The sequence below is a fragment of the Klebsiella sp. D-Nf1 genome (assembly GCF_002810515.1).
In the GTDB taxonomy this organism is placed as follows: Bacteria; Pseudomonadota; Gammaproteobacteria; order Enterobacterales; family Enterobacteriaceae; genus Klebsiella; species Klebsiella variicola.
Genome location: NZ_PIOK01000009.1, coordinates 1 through 20,650, shown reverse-complemented (window position 1 = coordinate 20,650; position 20,650 = coordinate 1). Strand labels below are relative to the sequence as shown.

General features: G+C 48.8%; 21 protein-coding genes. 4 read left to right on the top strand and 17 right to left on the bottom strand.

The genetic code is table 11. The features are described from left to right. Positions 1-44: 44 nt before the first annotated feature. A complete protein-coding gene (locus CWM54_RS24430) occupies positions 45-689 on the bottom strand; it encodes a hypothetical protein (protein WP_080790184.1) in 645 nt (214 codons plus the stop codon). A 200-nt stretch (positions 690-889) separates the two neighbouring features. On the opposite strand from CWM54_RS24430, the gene CWM54_RS24420 reads away from it, so the two are divergent. Then, positions 890-2,107 carry a RepB family plasmid replication initiator protein gene (locus tag CWM54_RS24420; RefSeq protein ID WP_162557652.1) on the top strand — a complete coding sequence of 406 codons (1,218 nt, stop codon included), beginning with the start codon at positions 890-892 and terminating at the stop codon, positions 2,105-2,107. 451 nt (positions 2,108-2,558) lie between these two features. Here the strand turns inward: CWM54_RS24420 and CWM54_RS24415 are convergent, their stop codons facing one another. Together CWM54_RS24415 and CWM54_RS24410 are read right to left on the bottom strand one after the other, a co-directional pair. After that, positions 2,559-2,771, bottom strand: a complete 213-nt coding sequence (locus CWM54_RS24415) for a hypothetical protein (RefSeq protein ID WP_014342074.1) — start codon at positions 2,769-2,771, stop codon at positions 2,559-2,561. After that, positions 2,771-3,106 (bottom strand): hypothetical protein, encoded by a 336-nt coding sequence (locus tag CWM54_RS24410; protein WP_100698775.1) that lies wholly within the window; start codon positions 3,104-3,106, stop codon positions 2,771-2,773. The genes CWM54_RS24415 and CWM54_RS24410 overlap by 1 nt, the downstream gene beginning before the upstream one ends. A gap of 758 nt (positions 3,107-3,864) precedes the next feature. On the opposite strand from CWM54_RS24410, the gene CWM54_RS24400 reads away from it, so the two are divergent. Further along, on the top strand, positions 3,865-4,641 hold the full coding sequence (locus tag CWM54_RS24400; RefSeq protein ID WP_206053116.1) for a hypothetical protein: 777 nt from the start codon (positions 3,865-3,867) through the stop codon (positions 4,639-4,641). Positions 4,642-4,676: 35 nt separating this feature from the next. Here the strand turns inward: CWM54_RS24400 and CWM54_RS24395 are convergent, their stop codons facing one another. The 12 genes from CWM54_RS24395 to CWM54_RS24335 form a co-directional block, all read right to left on the bottom strand. Beyond that, on the bottom strand, positions 4,677-5,750 hold the full coding sequence (locus CWM54_RS24395) for a recombinase RecA (RefSeq protein WP_047065815.1): 1,074 nt from the start codon (positions 5,748-5,750) through the stop codon (positions 4,677-4,679). 2 nt (positions 5,751-5,752) lie between these two features. Beyond that, the gene (locus tag CWM54_RS24390; RefSeq protein ID WP_100698773.1) at positions 5,753-5,962 is read right to left on the bottom strand and encodes a hypothetical protein; all 210 of its coding nucleotides are present in this window, start codon (positions 5,960-5,962) and stop codon (positions 5,753-5,755) included. Next, positions 5,962-6,906 carry a 5'-3' exonuclease H3TH domain-containing protein gene (locus CWM54_RS24385; protein WP_100698771.1) on the bottom strand — a complete coding sequence of 315 codons (945 nt, stop codon included), beginning with the start codon at positions 6,904-6,906 and terminating at the stop codon, positions 5,962-5,964. Before CWM54_RS24385 ends, CWM54_RS24390 begins: the two co-directional genes overlap by 1 nt. Positions 6,907-6,966: 60 nt before the next feature. Beyond that, positions 6,967-7,974, bottom strand: a complete 1,008-nt coding sequence (locus CWM54_RS24380; protein ID WP_100698769.1) for a regulator — start codon at positions 7,972-7,974, stop codon at positions 6,967-6,969. 119 nt (positions 7,975-8,093) lie between these two features. Then, complete coding sequence (locus tag CWM54_RS24375) at positions 8,094-8,525, bottom strand: hypothetical protein (protein ID WP_048331567.1); 432 nt, start codon at positions 8,523-8,525, stop codon at positions 8,094-8,096. 173 nt (positions 8,526-8,698) lie between these two features. Beyond that, positions 8,699-8,998 (bottom strand): lipoprotein, encoded by a 300-nt coding sequence (locus CWM54_RS24370; protein WP_014342082.1) that lies wholly within the window; start codon positions 8,996-8,998, stop codon positions 8,699-8,701. Positions 8,999-9,007: 9 nt separating this feature from the next. Continuing rightward, complete coding sequence (locus CWM54_RS24365) at positions 9,008-9,427, bottom strand: hypothetical protein (protein WP_100698767.1); 420 nt, start codon at positions 9,425-9,427, stop codon at positions 9,008-9,010. Positions 9,428-9,627: 200 nt separating this feature from the next. Beyond that, positions 9,628-10,053 carry a hypothetical protein gene (locus CWM54_RS24360; RefSeq protein ID WP_072196430.1) on the bottom strand — a complete coding sequence of 142 codons (426 nt, stop codon included), beginning with the start codon at positions 10,051-10,053 and terminating at the stop codon, positions 9,628-9,630. A 14-nt stretch (positions 10,054-10,067) separates the two neighbouring features. Continuing rightward, positions 10,068-13,586: a DNA polymerase III subunit alpha gene (dnaE, locus tag CWM54_RS24355; RefSeq protein WP_100698765.1), complete on the bottom strand. Its 3,519-nt coding sequence runs from the start codon at positions 13,584-13,586 to the stop codon at positions 10,068-10,070. A 180-nt stretch (positions 13,587-13,766) separates the two neighbouring features. Next, positions 13,767-14,999: an AAA family ATPase gene (locus CWM54_RS24345; RefSeq protein ID WP_100698763.1), complete on the bottom strand. Its 1,233-nt coding sequence runs from the start codon at positions 14,997-14,999 to the stop codon at positions 13,767-13,769. Positions 15,000-15,095: 96 nt separating this feature from the next. Next, the gene (locus tag CWM54_RS24340) at positions 15,096-17,399 is read right to left on the bottom strand and encodes a cobaltochelatase CobT-related protein (RefSeq protein WP_100698761.1); all 2,304 of its coding nucleotides are present in this window, start codon (positions 17,397-17,399) and stop codon (positions 15,096-15,098) included. A gap of 116 nt (positions 17,400-17,515) precedes the next feature. Continuing rightward, complete coding sequence (locus CWM54_RS24335) at positions 17,516-17,728, bottom strand: hypothetical protein (protein ID WP_046882092.1); 213 nt, start codon at positions 17,726-17,728, stop codon at positions 17,516-17,518. A gap of 273 nt (positions 17,729-18,001) precedes the next feature. On the opposite strand from CWM54_RS24335, the gene CWM54_RS24330 reads away from it, so the two are divergent. Next, positions 18,002-18,382 carry a transcriptional regulator gene (locus tag CWM54_RS24330; protein WP_046882039.1) on the top strand — a complete coding sequence of 127 codons (381 nt, stop codon included), beginning with the start codon at positions 18,002-18,004 and terminating at the stop codon, positions 18,380-18,382. On the opposite strand, the gene CWM54_RS24325 is transcribed toward CWM54_RS24330, so the two are convergent. Further along, on the bottom strand, positions 18,377-19,477 hold the full coding sequence (locus CWM54_RS24325; RefSeq protein WP_046882040.1) for a tyrosine-type recombinase/integrase: 1,101 nt from the start codon (positions 19,475-19,477) through the stop codon (positions 18,377-18,379). The genes CWM54_RS24330 and CWM54_RS24325 overlap by 6 nt on opposite strands. A 354-nt stretch (positions 19,478-19,831) precedes the next feature. On the opposite strand from CWM54_RS24325, the gene CWM54_RS29550 reads away from it, so the two are divergent. Beyond that, a complete protein-coding gene (locus CWM54_RS29550) occupies positions 19,832-20,188 on the top strand; it encodes a colicin E1 family microcin immunity protein (protein WP_100698759.1) in 357 nt (118 codons plus the stop codon). Between the two features lie 64 nt (positions 20,189-20,252). Here CWM54_RS29550 and CWM54_RS24315 read toward each other — a convergent pair. Continuing rightward, a partial coding sequence (locus tag CWM54_RS24315; protein WP_100698757.1) for a type II toxin-antitoxin system YafO family toxin occupies positions 20,253-20,650 on the bottom strand: 398 nt, incomplete at its 5' end.

The following is a 20,650-nucleotide window of genomic DNA, read 5'->3' as shown; positions in this document are numbered from 1 at the left end:
TAAGCTACGCTATTTTGTATTCGCGTAAAGACCCCTTTGTTCGTTTAGGGTTCGTCAGAGAGCTTCTGACGCGCATTTGCGATGCTAAACACTTCCGCTTTTGGCCGAGGGTCGACTAAATCGAGTTCTTCTTCGCTGTGATACTCGATATCAAAGTCCCGTTTGATGTGTCTGATGTAAATCGCAGTGAGCAGGCTGTCTTCTTTCAGGAAGTGGCCATAAGATCTGCGGATCAGTTCACCTACTTTTTCGATCTTCTCTCCGCCCATACAGAGGTGATTGAATCGACTGTGCTTTCTCAGCATTTCATCAACTGGCCCAGAGTAAACCTTATCCACGACACCGAATCGAAGGATCTTCGCAGTATCAGCTTCAACCAGGCAGACAATCTTCCCCTCGGTCAATCTGTCACGCCAGGTAACGCCTGAACGCATAGTGTTGAAGTATGGGGTATCCAGACCGATGATCGGTTTTCGAAATGCCAGCAGCGGTACGTATCTGGCACAGCTGTTCAGGTGGAAGTTAACGCCGGCGTCACGCAACTTGAGTCGGGTCTCGTTGATGTTGCACTTCGAGGCTATGCCGCACAGGCTGCAGAGAACCTTCTCGTTGCTCAGTGTGGAGTTTGATTCTATGGTGTAGGTTCCGTCTTCCAGACGGCGTACCCAACGTGTGCGTTTTAAGTCCATGTTCTCGTTTTAGTGATTGTTGACCGGAACCACGATAGCTTACTAGGCACACCTGTAATCGCAAATGCCTGTTTTACTTATCCACTTATCCACTGGTTAGATCCCAATAATAAGATCCCTATACAGATCCCCATATAGATCCAAAGAGATCCCCGATCGCCGCAGGCCGCGCCACGCCTGGGCTAAGGACTGATCCGTGTATGCTGTCAGCGGTAAACGATATGCTGTCAGCGGTACGGTATATGCTGCCAACGGTTTTGTGTATGCTATCAGCGGTAATTGACGTATGCTGTCAGCGGTTAGAACCAAAAGGTATCCACATGTCCACAAGAAAGAAAAAAGAGAGCGATATCAAAGAAATACCTGAAGATAACGAAATTCTTGAGGAAGAAGCTCTCACTTTGTACACAGGTGATTTAGTTCCTAACAGCAACAACACGGTGCAGCCAATCGCTTTAATGCGTCTTGGCCTCTTCGTGCCGACACTCAAAGGAACGAAGAATAGCTCTCGCAACAAGTCCAACATGATCGACGCATCCAGAGAGCTTGTCCAGCTGGAAGTCGCGCGGTCAGAGGGTTATTCAAACATTAAAATCACCGGTCCGCGACTGGATATGGATCATGACTTCAAAACCTGGGTTGGTGTTGTTCGCTCTCTGGCTGAATACGGCGAGCCAACCGGGCGCGTTGAGCTGAGCATCACGAAGTTCGCCAAGTTCTGCGGCTACCCGTCCTCGCAGATCCGTAAAACCCTGCGAGACCGCCTGACAAACAGCCTGCTCAAGATCATGCGCACGACGTTGTCGTTCCAGCGCACTCATGAAGAGAAGAACGTCGACGACACCAACAAGATATCCCTGTTGATGGTTCACCTCATAAACAGCGTTGATTACAACGAGAAGAAAGACTCTATTGTCTTTTATGCTGAACCTAAGCTGTCTGAGCTCTATCGCTTTGACCACAAAGTTCTGCTGCAGTTAAAGGTCATCAACAAGCTCCCGCGCAAGGAGACGGCCCAGGCGCTGTATACTTTCATCGAAAGTCTTCCTCCTAAGCCTGCACCGGTATCTCTTGCCCGGCTGCGCGCCAGGCTCAATCTGAGCACGCGCAACGTCAGCTCGCAAAACCAGACTATCAGGAACGGATTGAAGTCACTGCAAGAGCTGGGCTATCTCGAATATAGCGAGGTTAAGCGTGGCCGCTCTGTCTACATCCAGATCCACAGTCGTAACCCAAAACTGAAAGTAACATCGAGCAAACCCGAGAAGCCAGAGGCGCCTAAGCAGGCAGAAGAAGCGAAGGGTGAAATTGATGCGAAACAGAACCTCAAAAACAAAATTTCTGAGCTGTCGCAGAACCTGACGCCAGAGAATATCAAGCTGATCGAGATACTCACCAATAGCCTCAAGTTGCTTTGATACGCTGTCAGCGGTTCAACATATGCTGTCAGCGGTTCTTTTGTCTCAATGTATGCTGTCAGCGGTAAAACGTATGCTGTCAGCGGTAAATTTCCACTATCTGCGGTCTTTATAAATCGACATGGCTAACGTCTAAGGGCAACTGCTGCCCTATGAATGTATGCTGTCAGCGGTGAAAGATATGCTGTCAGCGGTAAAACGTATGCTGTGAACGGCACAAGGTATGCTGCCAGCGGTAATTCACTGGCAACGTATGCTGTGAGCGGTAATACAGCACTGAATTAGATATCCTGAAAACGGGCGACGCAGTCGTTGCTTTGCGTCAGGCCCGCGTAGATAACAATATGGCTTCCCCAGTGGTCACTAACCTGTTAACCCGCATGAATGCTAGGTTGGTGGTTACTAACAAATGTTATTCCATCACACTTAAAACGCGCTGCAGAAACATCGGTTAGTGGATCTGCTTGAGCAAACCCCAAAGCGTTTGTGCTTTCGATGTGAGTTTCCCGGTTTCAGGATCAAACATGCGCCACTCCCGACGCTGGTGGATGATGTAACCGTCTTCGCGTTCCAGACGCTCCAGCATGTCCGGTTTTCGGAAGCCTTTCGCTCTCCAGTAGCCGCTTGTTTTCTCAATCTCCAGACCAGTCATTGTGAGAGCCATTAACCAACCTCCTTACATCCGTCGAAAAAGAAACTTTGGTCTTTGCTATGAACGCCGTAGACGTCGTGGGATTTGTTGTAGATAAGCTTGTCCTCGCCAACGCCAACCAGTTTACCGTTGCGTTTAGCCAGATATGGAGATGAGAGAACCTCATCGCCGCGGACGACATAGAACTGCTCTCCGCTATCAACGACCAGCGCGCCGAAGTCAGCTTTAGTAGGTCTGCTGATTTGATCATTTTTCATCTGCGATACGGTCATATCGCATTGGTAAATCCGGGTATCCGCCAGCAGAGAAAAGGAGAGGGCGGCCAGCAGAAGCGTTATTTTTCTCATACCACTATCCCTGTGTAGACCTGTGCTGTAGAGGTGACGACCAGCACCAGTGCGAGCATGTTCACAGTGGTTCCGTTGACAGGAGACAGAGCTTTCTTGAGTGTCCCGATCATCAGGCAGTCCAACATAAACAGTATTGAAAAGATGAGTAACAGGATATCTATGTATATCTTCATAATAGGTAAATACTAACTTATATATTTTGAGCTGTAAATGGTTGCAAAAGAGTGCTAATGCCTAGTGTTCGCTCAAGATGTTAAGCATCTTCCGCACAGATTGGCTTTACATCATCCTCATGTACTTCTCCTTTGTTTTGTATGTACTTACTTATCTTAGTGATCTCCTAGAGGCGTTCAATGCGTCAAGCAAGGCATTTGTTATGCGGACTGATATGCACTTCTAGAAAAGAGTGTTGATGTCGTCATGAAATTTCTTAGAGAGTGAAAGCTAGAGTAATACTTTCGTGAACTCTAACAGTATTCTCGTGAACTATAAATTTTAGTTATCCTTCTGTTTTATAAGAAGTTTATGTGTACCTCTATTCTAGAAAGAGCTTTACCTAAAGACTATTAAGTCTTTAGGTAAAGCCGCATACTAATTTCAACAAACCAAATATTTGAACGAGGATACGAGTATGTCTATGGAAAATATAGTAAAATGCTTGTTACGTCTTGCTGACGTAGCGGATGAGTTAACGAAACTGTTTGTCGCGGCTGCCTTACTCTTGTTTGTTTACTATTTGGTCATGGGGAAGTGAAATGAACCCACTTTGGAAGCCAATGCCTTACTACATAATGAGAGATAAAAAATTCTTACAAAGCTTAAAGAAAAATAAAGTTTCTCAGGGAATTTCTGTTCTTAAGCTCTTTATCGTAATTTGTTTAAAGTCAGATATTGATGAAGAAGGCAAGATCGGCGCGAACTTAACCTATGACGACTTTGCTGCAATGTGTTCTTTGAGCAGAAAATTGATCAACTCTGGTTTACGTGCCCTCGAAGAGGCTAAGATTATTCGTACAAAAGGCGAGAGAAAGAAAAGATACATACTAATAAATTGCAAGCCAAGAGAAAAAGGTAGAGATTTGGCTGACTTCAGCACAAGTCATGGTTTTTGGTGCAAAATGCCCTACAAGGGAGTGGTAGACGACAAGAGTCATATCCCTTCTTTTGAAGCAATGACTAACCGGGGAGTTAATGAACTAAATGCTCTAAAGGTATACCTTTATCTTTTGATGATAAGGTCTAGAGGGGAGGTTTATATTTCAGTAAATTTATCAATCATTTGTGGTAAGTTGACTCTATCAAAACAAGAGGTAATTAATGCAGTTGGGTATTTAAAAGCAATAGGTTTAGTGGCTAAAGTCGACGTTGGCTCGAACACCATGGTTAATAACGACGACCGTTTTGCTATTGCTTTTTTAATTAGTGGTTGGGAAAGTTTAGAATGGAAACCTAATTACATAACAGATGAATCTTGGAATAAAAGGGAGCAAGAGGTCTATGAACGTTTTAAGGATAGTAAAGATTTCTTTTAATTAAAAAGGCGCATACTAGCGCCTTTTTAATTAACTTAATCACCCTCAACCAATATCTTAGATTCCTTAGTACGTCTGTCTTCAATAGCTTGCAGAGCAGCAATAATTTCCGAAAGAGGTTTTTCTCTATACATGTCGACGATCTGCGATTTGGTATACTTCTTGTCGCCAATCTCTACGCGGCCGCTGGCATTCTTTGGCAGGTATCCTTCTTCGAGCATATGCTCAACCAGTGACTCGATAACGTCCAGACCGCGGGTCGGGTCGAAGTAGAATTTCCATGAGCATTTGCCGAATGGCGGTGCCACTTTGTTTTTGATGCACTCGGCGCCCACGTCCTGCCCGATCTTATCTTTGCCATCCTTCATGACAGAAGCGCCAAGACGAATACGTACTGAGGCGTAGAACTTCGGAGAATCACCACCAGGGGAGGTGGTCGGATCGCCAAACATCACGCCGATTTTTGTACGAACCTGGTTAAGGAAAATAATGCAGGCATTGTACTTGCGCGCCCATAGCGCGAGCGTTGGAAAGTTGGCGCTCGTGGCGCGAGCCAGGGCCGTATTATCGTTCATGTTTAGCTGATCTTTATCCTTCGCTGTACCTTCCGCCATTTTGTCGAACTTCTCGGCTTTGGAGTTTGGCACCATTGACGCAAGGGAGTCGGCTACGATGCAAATAGGGGCGTCTGCGGGGATCAGCTCTTCGTCTCGCACCAGTTTCAGGATGGTGCCTATCAGCTCAACCGATTCTTCGAACGTGTCCGGCTGCTTATAGACCCACTGGCCGTCATCCTCATCCGCATTCAGGCCGTTTGCCACCGCCAGACCAACATCAAAGCTGTTTTCGTGGTCGAGGAATACAGCCAGACCCTCCTGTTTCTGAGCGGAGACCATGGCGGCCGTCGCCAGGAAGGTTTTACCAGCACTTGGCGGCCCAAAGATCTCAACGATACGTCCGCTTGGGAAACCGCCGTCATAGCGCCCGGAGATGGCTTTATTCAGCGGAGGGAAGCCGGAATCAATCCAGTGTGAAACCTTTTGGATCTCGTCATTGCTGCCGATTTTCTTTTTTAATGCCATTGCCAGTGCTGATTTTCCTTTTGCCATTCTTAGGCTCCTTTTGTCTCGTTGATGCGTTTGGAAGCGGCGGCTTCATCAAACTTTATTGCGAGCCCGTACTCTCGTTCTGTCACGCTCATGCCGGCCGCGCCGAGAATGCGCGGCAGAGCAACAACGGCATGTTCTCCATGGAAGAAGACAATCTCCTTAGCCAGCATCGTAGGCGTGGTCGTATTGCCGTTGATGAGTGATTTCAACATCAGCAGTACCTCTCAAAAGGCAAAACGAACACGTCCAGATCTTCCAGGAATGACCGGAAGTTCAGCTCATGGCAGAGCAGTTCGAAGGCTTTCAAATCACGTGCGCCTTTTATCTTTTCGATTTCGCTGGGTGGGAACTTGGTATCGATGAGGTTCATCAGCGTCATGTTGCGTTTGAAGGCTTCCAGCATCCGGCAGCCGGTCTTCTCGTTGAAGACATTTTTGGCCAGTTTGTTGAATGCCGTTTTGTATCGGCCTTTATTGATGACGATCGAGCCGTCGTTAATGCCGCGCACCATAGCGGCGACGCTTCCCCATTCGTGCAGCAGCTCCTTGGCGCCACCGTCACCAATTCCGCCTACACCTTTGATGTTGTCGGAGGTATCCCCCTGCAGAGCTTTGGCTTCGAGGAAAGCACGAGGAGTAGGCAGGCCGATCAGCTCTGGGAACTGCTCAAAGTTCACCTGCTTGTGTTTGGCGTCTTCACGAAGGCTCACCCAGCTGACTTTTTCTCGAACCAGCTGCAGCCAGTCGCCGTCGCCGGTGAGCAGGTAGATATGATCGACCGTTGGTTGTGGCGCAAGACGACCAACCAGCATCCCCGCCAGGTCATCGGCCTCGGCGTCTTTGGCGATCAGCTGGTTGACGCCAAGGGCTGCCATCATTTTCAGGATGTAAGGCTTCTGGACTGCAAAGCCTTCTTTCATCTTCTTCATTTCCGGATCTTCATCGCGATTTGCTTTGTAATCCGGGTAATAGTCGCGACGCTTGTCGCTAAAGCCGTCCCACAGGATCATGGGGCGTGCGTGAAGAATGGACGCATAGCGACGAACGTTTTTGACGAAGCCAAACACCGCCTGAACTTCCATTTCGCCGTTATGTAATTTGTCAGATTGCTGGTGGTAATAGCCCAGGCTGTTACCATCCACTAAGAGATAATTCACCGGAAAACTCCTTCCAAAAAGTAAGGCGTCCGTAGACGCCTTAACAGTCATGGCCTGGGATTAAAGCGATTCTAATTCCGCCAGCAGATCGTCAAGACCTTCATCGTCATTAGAGGTGCTGGTCGCGGCCGCAGTTGTAGTGGCGGCAGCAGCTGATGCTTTAACTTCTTCCGGCTCTGGTACGAACTCTGCCTCTGCGGCACGTAAGATCTCTTCGTCTACCAGAGATGTTTTTGCTGGTTCCGGGGTAGAGGTCGTGGCTACAGCAGCTGCACCTTCCGTATGGCCAGTGATGGTGCCAAAACCAGGCAGCGTAGCTGCGCTGGCTGCAGCTGGTGAGAAAATGGCAGCGGTGGCGGCGGCAGGTGCAGCAATACCAATGAGACGCCCCATGGTGCGAACGGTGGACAGCAGACGAGTTTCATCAGCCTGATTGGCGTAAGCGATCAGGTCATGCTGGGTCGACCACAGTTTTTCTGGGATATCGCCCTTGTAGACTTTACGTTTTGGGGATACGTCGTACTTGGTATCGCGACCGGAGCCGGTGCGTTTGATCAGGAACGCATAGCCTTCTTCTTTGCTTAACGGGTTGCCGATATCATCTGCGATATCCTCAGACATCACTTTGCAGATATCGTCGAACACAGTGGACGGGAGCTCAATCAGCTGGCATTTTTCTGCGTCGCCAAAGTCTTCACGAGCTGAAAGTACGCCATTGACCAGGTAGCGTGGAGTAGCGCGCATTTGGCCGATACGCTCTTCCATTGCCTTGTTGCCTTTGTAGCGAGCGCGACCTTCCATCACCATCTCACACAGCTGACACGCACGATTGTGGGTGTGCTGTTCGCAGATATAGGCAGTGGTAACTTCTTTGCCCTCCTCATTCTGATGCTTAACGTAGTGCATACCGAAAGTCTGGAAGAACACACCGTTCTGATCGTCCTTGTTGGGGAAGATGCGCAGATAGTTATTACCGTCTTTCAGACGGGTTAGGTCGACGTTATTGCCTCGTTTGGAAGCAATATCGCCGCGGGTCTTGTTAAGCAGATCAAGTAATGACTTAGACATGTATTTCTCCTTGTTGTGATTATGGCCATGGGCGCTTTGCGCTTGGGGCATTCGCTTGTTCGTGGCTCTTAAAAGCGTACATAATAATAGATCAGTACTTACTTACTATCTATCAAAAATTATCGGGTGGTTGTGAAACGTTCGGCGCCCAGTCGTTCAATCTCTACGATGGCCATCTTCGAGGCTTGCACGATCATGTCTCTACGGTGAGAGAAGGCGGTGACAGCGTGCTTATAGATGTCAGCGATCAGACGTGCGTCATCCAGTTTTTGGCGCTTCGCAAGGTATTGTGGGCTTGTGCGAACCTTAGCTTCCAGTACCGATTCATTGAACTTTATTCCGTTCATACTCAAGTTCTTACGTTCAATGTCGTAGATTTTTGCCTCTATGGCATCGAGGGAGAGTTTAGCATCTGCAACCTCTCGTTCTGCGCGCGCTAGTCTTGCGCCGTACTCCATCAACAGCCTCGGTTGCTGCCGCCAGACCTCTTCCAGATTGTCGCGATCGAACTCCAGATCGGTCATGATTTTTTCGTAAATTTCGGTGCTCATTTTGTTAAGTGTTCACTTACTAAATTGTATTAATATTACCATGAAGAAATCAGCTGGTAGAACATGTGTCGTGAGGGTGTGGAGGGTGTGGAGGGTGTGGAGGGTGCGGAGGGGCTTATAAATGGAGTATGCAAACAAAAAACCCGCCGTTTGGCGGGTTATATTTTGTGAATTTAGTTATTTCCCAATGACCCGGCCATTGCCGCGTATTTAATCTCATCTTCTGGGATTTCGGGGTGAAGCTTGATTTGCCGAATAACATAGGCAGGGACTTCGTCGCCCCAGAGTTTCGCCGCATCTTTGCAAATCTTATAAGCTAAATCTCTATGTTCAAAAGCATAGGCTTTACCATAGGCGTATTGTTGACAGCTGTGTACATATGCACCAAAGTCGCCATCCTTGTCTGGGAAGGCGCATCCGGAAAGTATTAGTGAGGTAGCGACGATGGCTATGCCTTTAATCGTGCGGGGCATTATTTTTCCTCAAAATTCAGGTTTCATCTGCTCAGGAAATTTCTTAGATGAAGCGTAATAGCTCCCAAGGGTATAAGCCTTTAACTGCTGTTCAGTGTCGACTCGACATGATGTGTTATAACAAGCACCGCTGATCATTCCATAAGCTGCAGCCTTTTTGTTTAAGTCTGCCTTTGCTTCTTCGATGCTGTTCTTGCTCATTGTCACGACGCATCCTGAAACAATCGCTTGGGCCTTGCGGTCGTCCATGTTCAAAATCACCGTGTTGGCCTCTTTACTGTATCCATTATTCTTGTAAACATCGGCAGCGAACTCACGACATTCAGTGTAGTGCGGGCTTGTTTTGACCTCATCATAATTCGGTATCTTCATGCCAGCACAGCCAACCATTATGAAACTCATCCCCGTTATTAGCGTTTTTTTTAACATATCCCTAACCCAAAGGCTCCGTTATGAGAGTGTGTAGTCCAGTTAAGTACCATTGTTGGTGCTACAAATATGTTCCCAAATTCACGAGAATAAACAAGATCATCCCTTGAAAATATGTGGCTTTATGTCTCAATTCTGTTAGAACGGAGTAAATTTTACACTGATTCCAAAGAATGCCCCGCCATAGGGCGGGGCATTCTTTATGCTACTTTTTTACCGAATATGTTTGATAGAGTGACTCTGGTCTGCCTCTTAAGCCGGTATCTTCTGACGTCGCCTATCTTGCTCACCTCCATGAACTCCTTGGCCACCTTCAGGACAAGACGGGCACGGAACGCTTTAAATGAAGCCAGCTCTTCTTCTGGTTTGTCAGATTCATAAATCTCCAGCAGATATTGGCACGCCTTTGGATCTTGTGTTTTTAATGCCAGCGCACGCGCGCATTTCCGTAATCGACAAATAGGATCGGCGCCATCCTGCTTTGCAAACGCCAATGCCAGATCGAGCGTGACAGGGCAGTCAATGATTTCCCAGAACTGGGAGCGAAGAGTGGCTTCAATCGCCTTCTCCTGAAACTCCTGTGGTATTGCTGTGAGCTCTTGAGCAATTTTATCCGCTGCGCTCATGTGTTTTCCTTTATTCATTTGTTAATAGTCTCCGCTACCTCTGCCAGAATGGCTTCCAGCTTTTCTCCTTCCTCTGGACGGAAGTACAAAATGTTCGGGTTAAATCCATAGAACACTGTAACGTCCAGGTCTGGCAGATATTCTTTGCGCCCAACAAGATCGGATGGCTTGCTCTTGTTATTGAAAAGCGATGTCGCCCGGCTGCCGCACGTCAGCACGTAGGTTGGACGAACCAGGTTTATCTCTTCCCGCATAAAATCGATAAACTGGCCGATCTCATCTTTGGTGTAGTCTTTTTCCTTATCCTTTACCTTTTTACACACGCCAGTGACATACAAATCACCCATACGCAGGTCACCAGAAACCAGCAACTTGGCTTTGAAGTCATCGTAGCCGTTCTCCATGAAGTAGCCGGTACGTGCATCATTGCCATTGGCATTGTCGAGTATGACCATAATTTTCGGCTTAATGCCGATGCTTGGTCGTATCAACTCATCGCCCAGACCCATTTCTGCGGCCATGCGAGTCATCAGCACATTGACCTCTGCAGAGCGTTTTGGGTTCATTTCAAATGGGCGTGAAGCTTTCACCGCATCGATCACTAGATTGCCCATCAGCTCTGCCTGATCGCGCAGACGTTCCGGATCGGTCGCCGGCATACTGCCAGGTTCAATAGAGGCGAATGCCCCAACCTTTTGCAGAGACTCACGTACTCGGCTGTTACAGGCTCGCTTCTCGACCGCTTCCTCAAATTGCGCCAGCGACTCGAACTTGCCACCAACTTTCTCACGCGCTCGCATAATGGCCTGGCACCCATTTTCAGAACATCCTTTAACCGCAGAGAACGGGGCGTAAAGTACCTGGCTGCCATCTTCGAGCGTGCGGATCTCGATGCGATTCGAGGACATATTAATGTCGGGTGGCAGTACGCGGATGCCATAGGTTAAGGCATCCTTTACCAGTCCCTGGTGCTTGTCCTCGCCAAGAATGGTGAGCGCTGCGGCGAAGAACTCTGCAGGGAAATGCGTTTTCAGCCACATGGATTGATAGCTGATCAACGAATACGCTACTGAGTGAGATTTGTTGAACTGGTACGCACCGTTCTTCTCGAAGGCTTGCCAGATTTCACTGGCTTTTGTTTCAGATAACCCAGGATGTGACCCTGTCACGCTAACAACTGCCATCGGCAGCTGAACGCCGGCATCCAACGCCTCTTCTACTGTCCGCAACTTGCCATCTTCACATTTAAAATGTTCTGCGCGGTGTATGCGCTGCGCCGTGCCATCCTCCATAACGACGTCGATCCACCCAGCCTGAGCCTGAACGATGAATTTCTCGCCCATGCTCTTCATCTTTTCCATATCCTTCTTGCCGATCGCCTTACGCACGCCATCAGCTTCGGCCATGGTAAAGCCAGCCAGCAGTCGCGTAGCGTTCATCGTCTGCTCCTGATAGAGAATGACGCCGTTTGTTTCAGCAGTCAGCTCGTCAAGTACCGGGTGAAGTGATTGCGGTGGCATGAAGCCCTTGGCCACAGCAACATAGTCGTCCAACATGCCTGACTGAATTGGACCTGGTCTGAAAAGCGCAGTTGTGGCCACAACGGTTTTGAAGCTCATTGGCTCGATACCACCACCCAGATCTTTGAGTAGCTTCCTCATGGGGCCGGACTCAAGCTGGAACACACCTTGCGTATACCCCGCGGCGAATCCATCAAGTACTTTGCGATCATCCAGTGGGATGGCATCGAGGTTGATGTCCTTACCGGTGCTCTCTTTGATGTAACGTTTTGCGCTATCCAGCAGATCGAGAGTGGCCAGGCCCAGAACGTCCAGTTTGATCAGCCCCATGGCCTCGCAGTATCGTTTATCGAATGCGATGCAACGCGCGTCTCCACGTCGCTCTACTGGGGTACGTTCCGTCAGAGGTACGCCAGCGACAATCATCCCTGCAGCATGACGGCCGAAGCCACGCATCAGGTTTTGCAACTTGCTCGCCGCCTTAAATGCGTCCGGATGTTTGGTGGCGTATTTGTCCAGGCTGGCCAGCTGCTCGAGCAGCTCCGACAGAGACAGACTGTCATCCTCCAGGGTCTTAAGCTCCTTGGAAACCGCCATATCAGCCGTATCAACGCCATAAATACGCGCTGTGTCGCGCAGCGCGGAAGCGGCGCCCAGATAAGTGAAGTTCGGAATGCCTGCAACATACTCTTCGCCATATCGGGCATTCAGATACTCGATCACCTCATGGCGCCGCGCCTGGCTAAAGTCCAAATCCGCATCCGGCAAGTCGAGACGTTCAGGGTTAATGAAACGTTCGAACAGAAGACCATGACGGATTGGGTCAACGTTAGTAATGCCGATGCACCATGCCACCAGAGAGCCGGCGGATGAACCACGACCTGGCCCGACAGGAATACCAGTCTCGCGACTATGATTCATCAGATCGCGAACCATCAGGAAATAACCGCAGAATCCCAGGCGAGTGAGCGTCTCCATTTCATACTTGAGGCGATCGACGTAAACGCGGTGCTCGGAAGCTGGTGGCGTGTAGCCAAATTCTTTGTTGCTGAGACGTTTTCGAAGCCCTGCGACAGCCAGCTTCATCAACGTTGCAGGCTCATCGTCTGCCATTTTTGGGAGTGCCGGTGCCATTTCGTGCCAGCGCCATTCGCACGCCTTAACGATGGAGTCCTGCGTTGTAGAAGCCATGGCGGCAGACACAGATACGCCCATCCGGACAGAAAACTCTTTCAGAGCCTGCAGCAGATGACGGCGACCATTTATTGCATTGTCGCGCTGGTGGGGGATACGCAGCCGGTGTGGCTGATCGACTTTGATATTGTTCATCACCATGTAGGCGATGTCTTTGATGTCAGCGTCATCAACCCCTTCGTAATAAGCTGGGTAAAACGCAACGGGCTCGATTTTCAGTGCGCTTGCCACTTTCATGGCTCGCACGTTGATCTGGTCATAAAATGGCGTAGGGTGCGGATAAACCACGCTGTAGAAATTCTCGCGTCCGCCGGCAGTAATCAGCGCGCTAATAATTTTAGCGAAGTCCGGGCGCTGGAATACGCTGCCGATATCCGAAGTCAGCAACAGTATATTGCCTTTAGCGTAAGTAGCCGCCAGCTGTTCGAGCGCCAGGCGTGGTACGAAGTAAAACTGCTCGCGGGTATTGGCTAAAGTCATTAGTTCGCAAATGTCGCGATAACCTTGCTCGTTTTTAATCAGTGCGGTGAAGCAGTAGTTACGTCCACGCTCCAATGATTCCATACATCCATTAGACTCTTTAGCCAGTTTAGCCCGGTACTCGTATGTTGGATCGTCGACAACATTCAGCTTAACACCACAGATCACCGCCATCTCATCGCCAGCTGCTCGCTGCAGGGGGATAACGCTGGCGATATTCATCGTGTCAGCAGAGATAACCGCGGTATAGCCAGCCTCCTTTGCTACCTTTACTGCGTGCTCTGCTTTCAGTGCTGATTCTCCCAGGGAAAAATCAGTCCTGACCATCAGTGCTTTCATGTGTTTTTACCTTCTGTTTTTTCTTAATTTTGTCGTTGGGGAAGCCGACGAACTTCCCGTATATCGAAATCGCAACTCCTTTGGCTGCCTGGTGGCAGTCAGGCCTGTGAGCGCATGACAAACAGGCTGCGCCAGTTTCAGAAGCTGCGATAAGAGATCCAAAACAACCTTTACGCACGATTAACCGAAGATTTTCTGAACCACTTCACGCGCCGCTTGCGCAGAGGTGGAGGGGAGTTTATTGATGAATGACTTCTCGATGCCGGCTGCGAAATCACCTCGCATCATTCCGATTTTTGCGGACAGAAGCAGCTCACGCGGGCCGATTGGTTGGCTGATCAGGTGTTGCTCATATCCGTCTCGTACAAGATTGGCGAACTTAACCATTTTTTCGGCGTATTCACGGATGATTCCCGCTTCAACCAGCATGTTCACCTCAGCACCAGGCTTCATGTACTTGACGTGAGATACGATGCCAAAGCGAGAGAAGTTAGCCGCGTTCTGGATGTTCGTTCCTTGATAAAGCCCCGTTTCATCACCTGAACCATTAGTGTTGCCTGTACCGATGAAGGCGAAGCGCTTATGCGGCGCCACGCGACGCCAGTCTGGTGTCGCTTCTTTGATTACGAGTGGTTCGCCTTCCAGAACTGGCTGGTAGATCCCCAGAATCTGCGGGAATGCAAAATCGTATTCGTCTGCCAGATAGACCCAACCGTTCTTCATCGCCAGCGACAGAAGCCCTGGTTCAAAGTAGGTTGTGCCTTCTCGCGCCAGAATCTGGCCCGTAATATGGGCTTCCTCAGTTGATGCCGTATGCTGTGAGCGGATAACCGGGCGATTCAGGAGCGCGCAAAGCTGGGTTGGCAAGGAGGTTTTCCCCGTACCAGCATGACCCCACAGATAACCAGGAATGCCGATCTCCAGCATCATGAAGATGTCTTTAATCAGATCGAAGTCGCCGTATACATAGCCGGCTTTCACTTCTGGCACGAACTCCGGATATGGCGTGTTGATGTTGACCGTCACCTGAAGGGGTTTGCCTCGGGGCGTGCCAAGTTCCTTGATAGTCAGGCCAAGCAGTTCGTGCGCGGCGACAAGCTCTGTTTTGTATTCGACTGTCCCTGCATAGCCAGGGGGGGAACTGATATCCGCGATTTTGCCGTCTGCGCCAGCCTTCTCAGAGCGTTTATTCTTTAACGCTTCAATGGCCTTTGGAGACAGCGTTGGTTCCCCGGGGAATGTTGTGGTGTACATTTTCACTACGTCATCCACACCAAGCCCTTTGGCTTCTTCCGGAATTCCTTCGCACCGACCCATCGAAATGTGGGATTTGAGGTGATGGAAGGATTTTCCGCACCATTTGCAGGTGACGGCATCAGAGTGGGCGTCTTGTGGTAGCGCAGTCGCGGTCATGTGTTTTTCCTTACTTGTTGTCGTTTCTGGGCTCTATTCTATACAAATGTATCAGGCTTTATAGTAACTAGTTACTTATTTTATAGGGCGCAAGGTTTACTCTAAAATGATACGAGATAACTCGCTGACAACTGACGTACCCAACTCTTCGACCTTATTCACTAGCGCATAGTTTTTGTAATACCGGCGCGGCGCGTCCGTTAGAATGCCAATGGCCAACAGATTGATGTCACTTGTGCTTTCGATGTCATTCGTTACAGAGCGCAGATGGTTACTAAAGCCATCTCCCGCAGCGCATGGGGCGCCGTCGCTCTGCACAATCATGATCTTCTTGTCTTCCATACGCCCTGCAAACAGAGAAGCCAGCTGTGCGATGCTCTCGCCATCCACGTTGTTTAGCAGGGGGAAAGTCTCCGCCACACATCCCATACGAGCACGTATCTCTGGGGAGTTCGCTTTTTCATGCCAGTTTTTAATAATCGGCAGCATAAGCGCTTCAAAGCGGCTAAACCCACGTTTCGACATAGTTGCTACATCCGGATTGCCATACGTAGTGAAGCCGGTTATGACGTTCGGCACGTGGATACGATCTAGGGCGTCAGCCAGTGTGTATGCGGATGCCAGCGCGAGCTCGATTTTGCGGCCGCCCATTGAACCTGACAAATCGATGACCTGTTGAACGCACGCGTTCACGGCCTTGTGGTCTTCTTTTCTCCGGAATACCCGATCGTCATTCATCGACAGTCGGTAAAGACTCGCCCCATGTACGCGTCCACGACGCTGGCCAGGGATGAACTGAACACGGTTGCGACTGGCGATCGCGCGCTCCAGGTCTTTGGCCAAGGTAGATGACACCGAGGAAGACAGATGCTTCTCCACCTTCATCTCAAACAGTTTTCTACCCTCTGGAACAATGCGGTAGCGATCTACGGGCGAATACATAGGGATTGCGCCGAAAGCTTTTCTGGCGCGCATAATATGCCCTTCCGCCTCGTCAATTGGCCCCAGGAAGTCGTAGGAGCGATTGTATGGCCGGTAATCAGATAATGATGCGCTGGCCAGCTCCGACTTGATTGCCGACGCCAGCGCATCTTCGGTGGAAGAACCTATCTCTTCATCGACGTTTTCTAATGCCTTGAGAGCATCATCAAGAGACATATCGTCAGCGTGTGGGGCAAAGCCGGCATCGCATTCATCAGAGGTGTCTCGATCCCCTTCATCCTTCTCCTTGCCACCGTCTTTGTCTGCCTTGCCTTCACCTTCACCGTCCTCGACAGCTTCGCTATCATCAGAGGAGCTGCCGGGCCTGTCCTTAGCGCTATCATCCGTGGATGGGTTGTAATCACCTTCATCATCCACTTCTTCCCCTGCATCCGAGCCCAGAGTTGTAGCAGGCTCATCTACTGCCGTTTCTCCGCCGTCAGGCAAGTCATCAACTTTTTCACAGCCGGAATCTCTATCTCCAGTATCACTTTCTGTATCATTTATATCTTCATCTTTATTAGGTATGTGCTTACCTATCGATTTGTCTGGGTTTTTATCACCATCATCGTCAGCGCTAAAGTCGTCTGGTGTCCTGTCGGGCTCCTCTTCGTCATGAGCCTCAGTATCGTGTCCAGCAGCTGGCTCGTCTGAACAGTCTTCCTCTGGTTTGGTCTTTTTCTCGCGTTTGCTCTTTTTGGTTGCAGAGGACTCGCGCTCAGGCAACGGGCCTTCTGGGTTCTCCGTCATTTCTCGCAGGATCTTAGCCATGGCTGCAGCAACCTTGACGCAATCCTCAGTGCTATCCATACGACGGACAGCTTCATCGACGCCGAACTCTTTCAGAACGGCAATAGGCTTATCGATGAGGCGCCAGTGCTCCTCCATGAAATCTACAAAGGTTGGTTGGCCATCCCATGCCCGGAGAACAGGACAAAGGAAGAACTTTAGGAACAGCTCTCGCTGATCCCCGCGGCACATCTCAACTGCCTTTTTAATATGGGGATTAAAATATTTGTCAATCATGAGATTACGTGTGGACAGAAGGTTCCGCCGGCTGCCGGCGAACACTTCACTCATGCGACGCTCGATGTAGACGTCTTCCAGAGCGTTCCAGAGACCAAATGCCTTAGTGTTGCGCATTTTTTTGACGACTTTTTCGTCTGTGAAAAGGAGATGGCCAACTTCGTGATCAAGGAATCCACGTATCGCATTCATAAGCGCAGGGTTGGCATCATCTGGTATGGATGGGATGTTAACCATGACTGGCTCACCCTTTTTATTGTAGCGAACGTATGCTGTATCTCCGCATTCAGCTACAGGTATGTTCTTTCCCGAAAGAAGACCAACGACGCGTTTTACGGAATCGCGGAAGTCCTGTACCTCTTTGAGTACAGTTTTGCTGGGTTTGGTTGCCATGTGCTTTCCTTATCGAGTAAACAAGTTGTTTTCTGATATAAGAAAATATCACTGCGCGAACAGGGAATGTAGCAATTCGCGCAGGGGATCAATGAGTTATAGGCGGGTTATATATTTTAGTTGATTCGAACCGCGAAAGAGAGGTCGCCAGTATTGATCAGCGTGTAAGAGCCATTTTCCAGAGAGAACCGGAAAACCGTCGCATCACGCGCTCTGACATTTACCTGGCGATTGGGTAACTCAGATAGTACTTCAGCAGCCTCCAGGTGTGTCAGCGCGAAAACATTGCCTACATTCAGAGCAAGTAAATTAGATGACAATTTTTCCATTAATAGCATCCTAATCAACAGGTTTCATTTGGAGGAGATGGTACTACCTATTGATATAAAAGTTAATAAAAATGTATCGTAATGTCTTAAACAAAAATAATCAAAAAAATCAACAGAAGTACCGGGTTACATTCGTTTATGCCTTGTTTTGTGTAATTTATGGACAATAAGTGCCTGCAAATAGCCGCCGGTAAGACTTTACAATATTGGCCGTTGCTGTAATATCGGTAAGTACTTACCATACAATAAGATCACACGAGGATAGTAACTACAATGACAATGGCCGATGAGAAGACCGCTCGTTACGTCGCCTACATCGATTCTTTAATCACTGTCTCGCCAAAAAGTCAGTCGGCGATCTCCCGTGAGATGGGTTACAAGAATCCGAACAACTTATCCCTGATTAAATCGGGAAAAATCCCGCTGCCGGTCGATAAAGTTCGTCCACTGGCTGAGGCGCTTAATGCAGATCCAGTGCGGCTCATGATGATGGTGCTTGAAGCTCGCCAGCCAGAACTCGCAGAATTTTTACGAGATGAAGGCATTGCGCCACTAACCCCCGAAGAACGTCAGGTTCTCGAGGCTTTTAGAAACCGCTTTCCAAGCCAGACAGATGGTGTTGAGCAGGTTGTCGAAGCAATTAAAAAGCTATGAGAAGTTTACTCTGATCAGCTCGGTGGATAGGCGATCTCCCTTCATTTTGTGGTCAATTTCTTCTAAATCCGGTTGCTCAACAATCGACGAGATGTACGATGAGAAGCTCTCAAGGGCTTCTCGCATCTGATCCATGTAGTCATATCGGTCGTAAACGCGGTCGATACCTTCCAGACTATGATTCATGATCTTACGTGATACTTCCTGCGAAATTTTAAGGGCCGGGAAGTAGCTGCGCGCCGTTCTACGCAGATCACGTGGGGTAAACGACTCAACTTCCACCAGCTCCGGCCGCTCCAGAATCCGTCTCAACGCCTGGGCTATAGCCACCTTTGACATAGGTGCATCAGCTTTCTTTTTGTTCGACGGGACGAGCCACTGGCTGCCGGCGCCATAATCGATCAATTCTTCCACGCATTTCCGCATCAGTGAGCTCATCGGAAGAGTGTGCGGCCGGGCCGATTTGTTGCGAGACCCTTGATTCCATACATTAAGTTTAAGGTCGAACTCGCTTACTCTGGCCCGCAGCACTTCATCGGGACGTCTGGCAGCAACGAGGCAAAGCCTTGCTGCCCATTTCGTGCCCGGGCATACGTCGAAATAGTCCCAGACATTCCAGAATACCCAAACCTCAGCATCCGTCAGGCATCGTTCCCGCGGAGTCGTCTTCGCGCCGCCGGCAACTTTGTTCAGCGAAATATCATTCAGGGGCGACGTTTCGATAATCCCCTGGAAGGCACACCAGCCCAGGAATTGCTTCATGATGGAAAAAACACGGCGACCCATCACGATCTTCCCTTCAAGGATAAGCGGGTTCACCAGCTGATTCACCATCATTCTATTAAGCTTACTTACTTTTTCCTGAGCAATGTGCGGGAGTACGTGTATCAAAACACAATGGACAGCTATCTCGGGCCGGCGGCGAGTTATCAATAATGATAAGCGAGTGAATAACATAAATGCGTCGGCGAAAGTCAGATCGGCACCCTGCATCGAGACCGACCTGGCATCCATCTGCGATGCCCGATCCAGATAGGTGATAGCTTCCTGTGACGTGTTTTCCGCTGCGCGTGCTCTGTCAAACGTGTTTTTCATAGTCCGGCCACTGTATGACGCTTTTTATACTGTGTTTATATACAGTATATTAGGCATTGTTTTTATTGAGATCAACCTAAAATACCCTCTTTTGTCTAATGATTCCATACCTACCAAGTATGGAATCATAGAAAGGCTTTTTTTTGAAAATTAGTCATCTGGGCAGTGTCATTTTCCCGCTTGTTTGTTTGCGACATCACCTTTGTCTATGCGTTATGTCCCATCGTTGTCCGGTGCCAGTTCAGTCATGTTTGCGTCTATGGCTGTCTCGATGCAGCCTGGTCTCGAAGGGGGTACGTCGTCAATTCATGATATGATAGCTTTAACGGTATAGCTATGAAGGAATCATAGAGGATGACCTTAAAATATTATTTACGGCACTGCTTATGGGGATGGTGTGGTTATGGCTATCTGATCTATTTTATAGTGCGCGATATGAATGACGGACTCATTTTCCCTGCCTATGCTCCTTATATGCCATTTGTGGTTACATATCTTGTTTTAAGCGCCGTCCTGTACCCATTCTCATATTATACTTCGGAGAAACTAGCCCTTAAGATAATGACCAAACCCTTTTGGGATCGTCACATTGGCGTGAATAGCGGTGTGTATGGCATGTTCATTATTTTGTGGTTATTTTGCATGCCGCTTTCTGTACCGTTATTCCTTGTATATTTATGCATACGCGCAAAGACTAGATTAAGTGACTAAAAAATATGAAAATTATCGTAATGGAATCACGCTACGAATGAGAAAGGCATGGAGCTGCAGGTAACTACGGGTTTGTTAATTTCTGGAAGACTGCCGCGTATTTGGCTATCTCGTTCATTATGTCGTTGTCATTAGCTAATTTATGGGCATTGTCGGGGAATATAGCCAGCAAGCTATATACGTCCGGGTACTTGGCGTGTTGCGTGTAAACGAGAGCCCGATTGCTCGTGCAACTGAACCTTTTTCGGTGGCTATTTCGCTCTTGCTTAGTGAACAGGAGATGGAGGTGGTATACACGCGATGTGACAATAGCATTTGGAGCAGTGTAAGGTTCGTTCTTGCCAAAAATGTCTGGGAAGAAGCCTCGTTTTAAGGTCTTAAAATCCTCAAGCAAACTAACCTTCAGGTCTGGTTTAATTCTGAAGGTCGGCTCTAAAAATTTAGTGTAACTTTCACGATTCC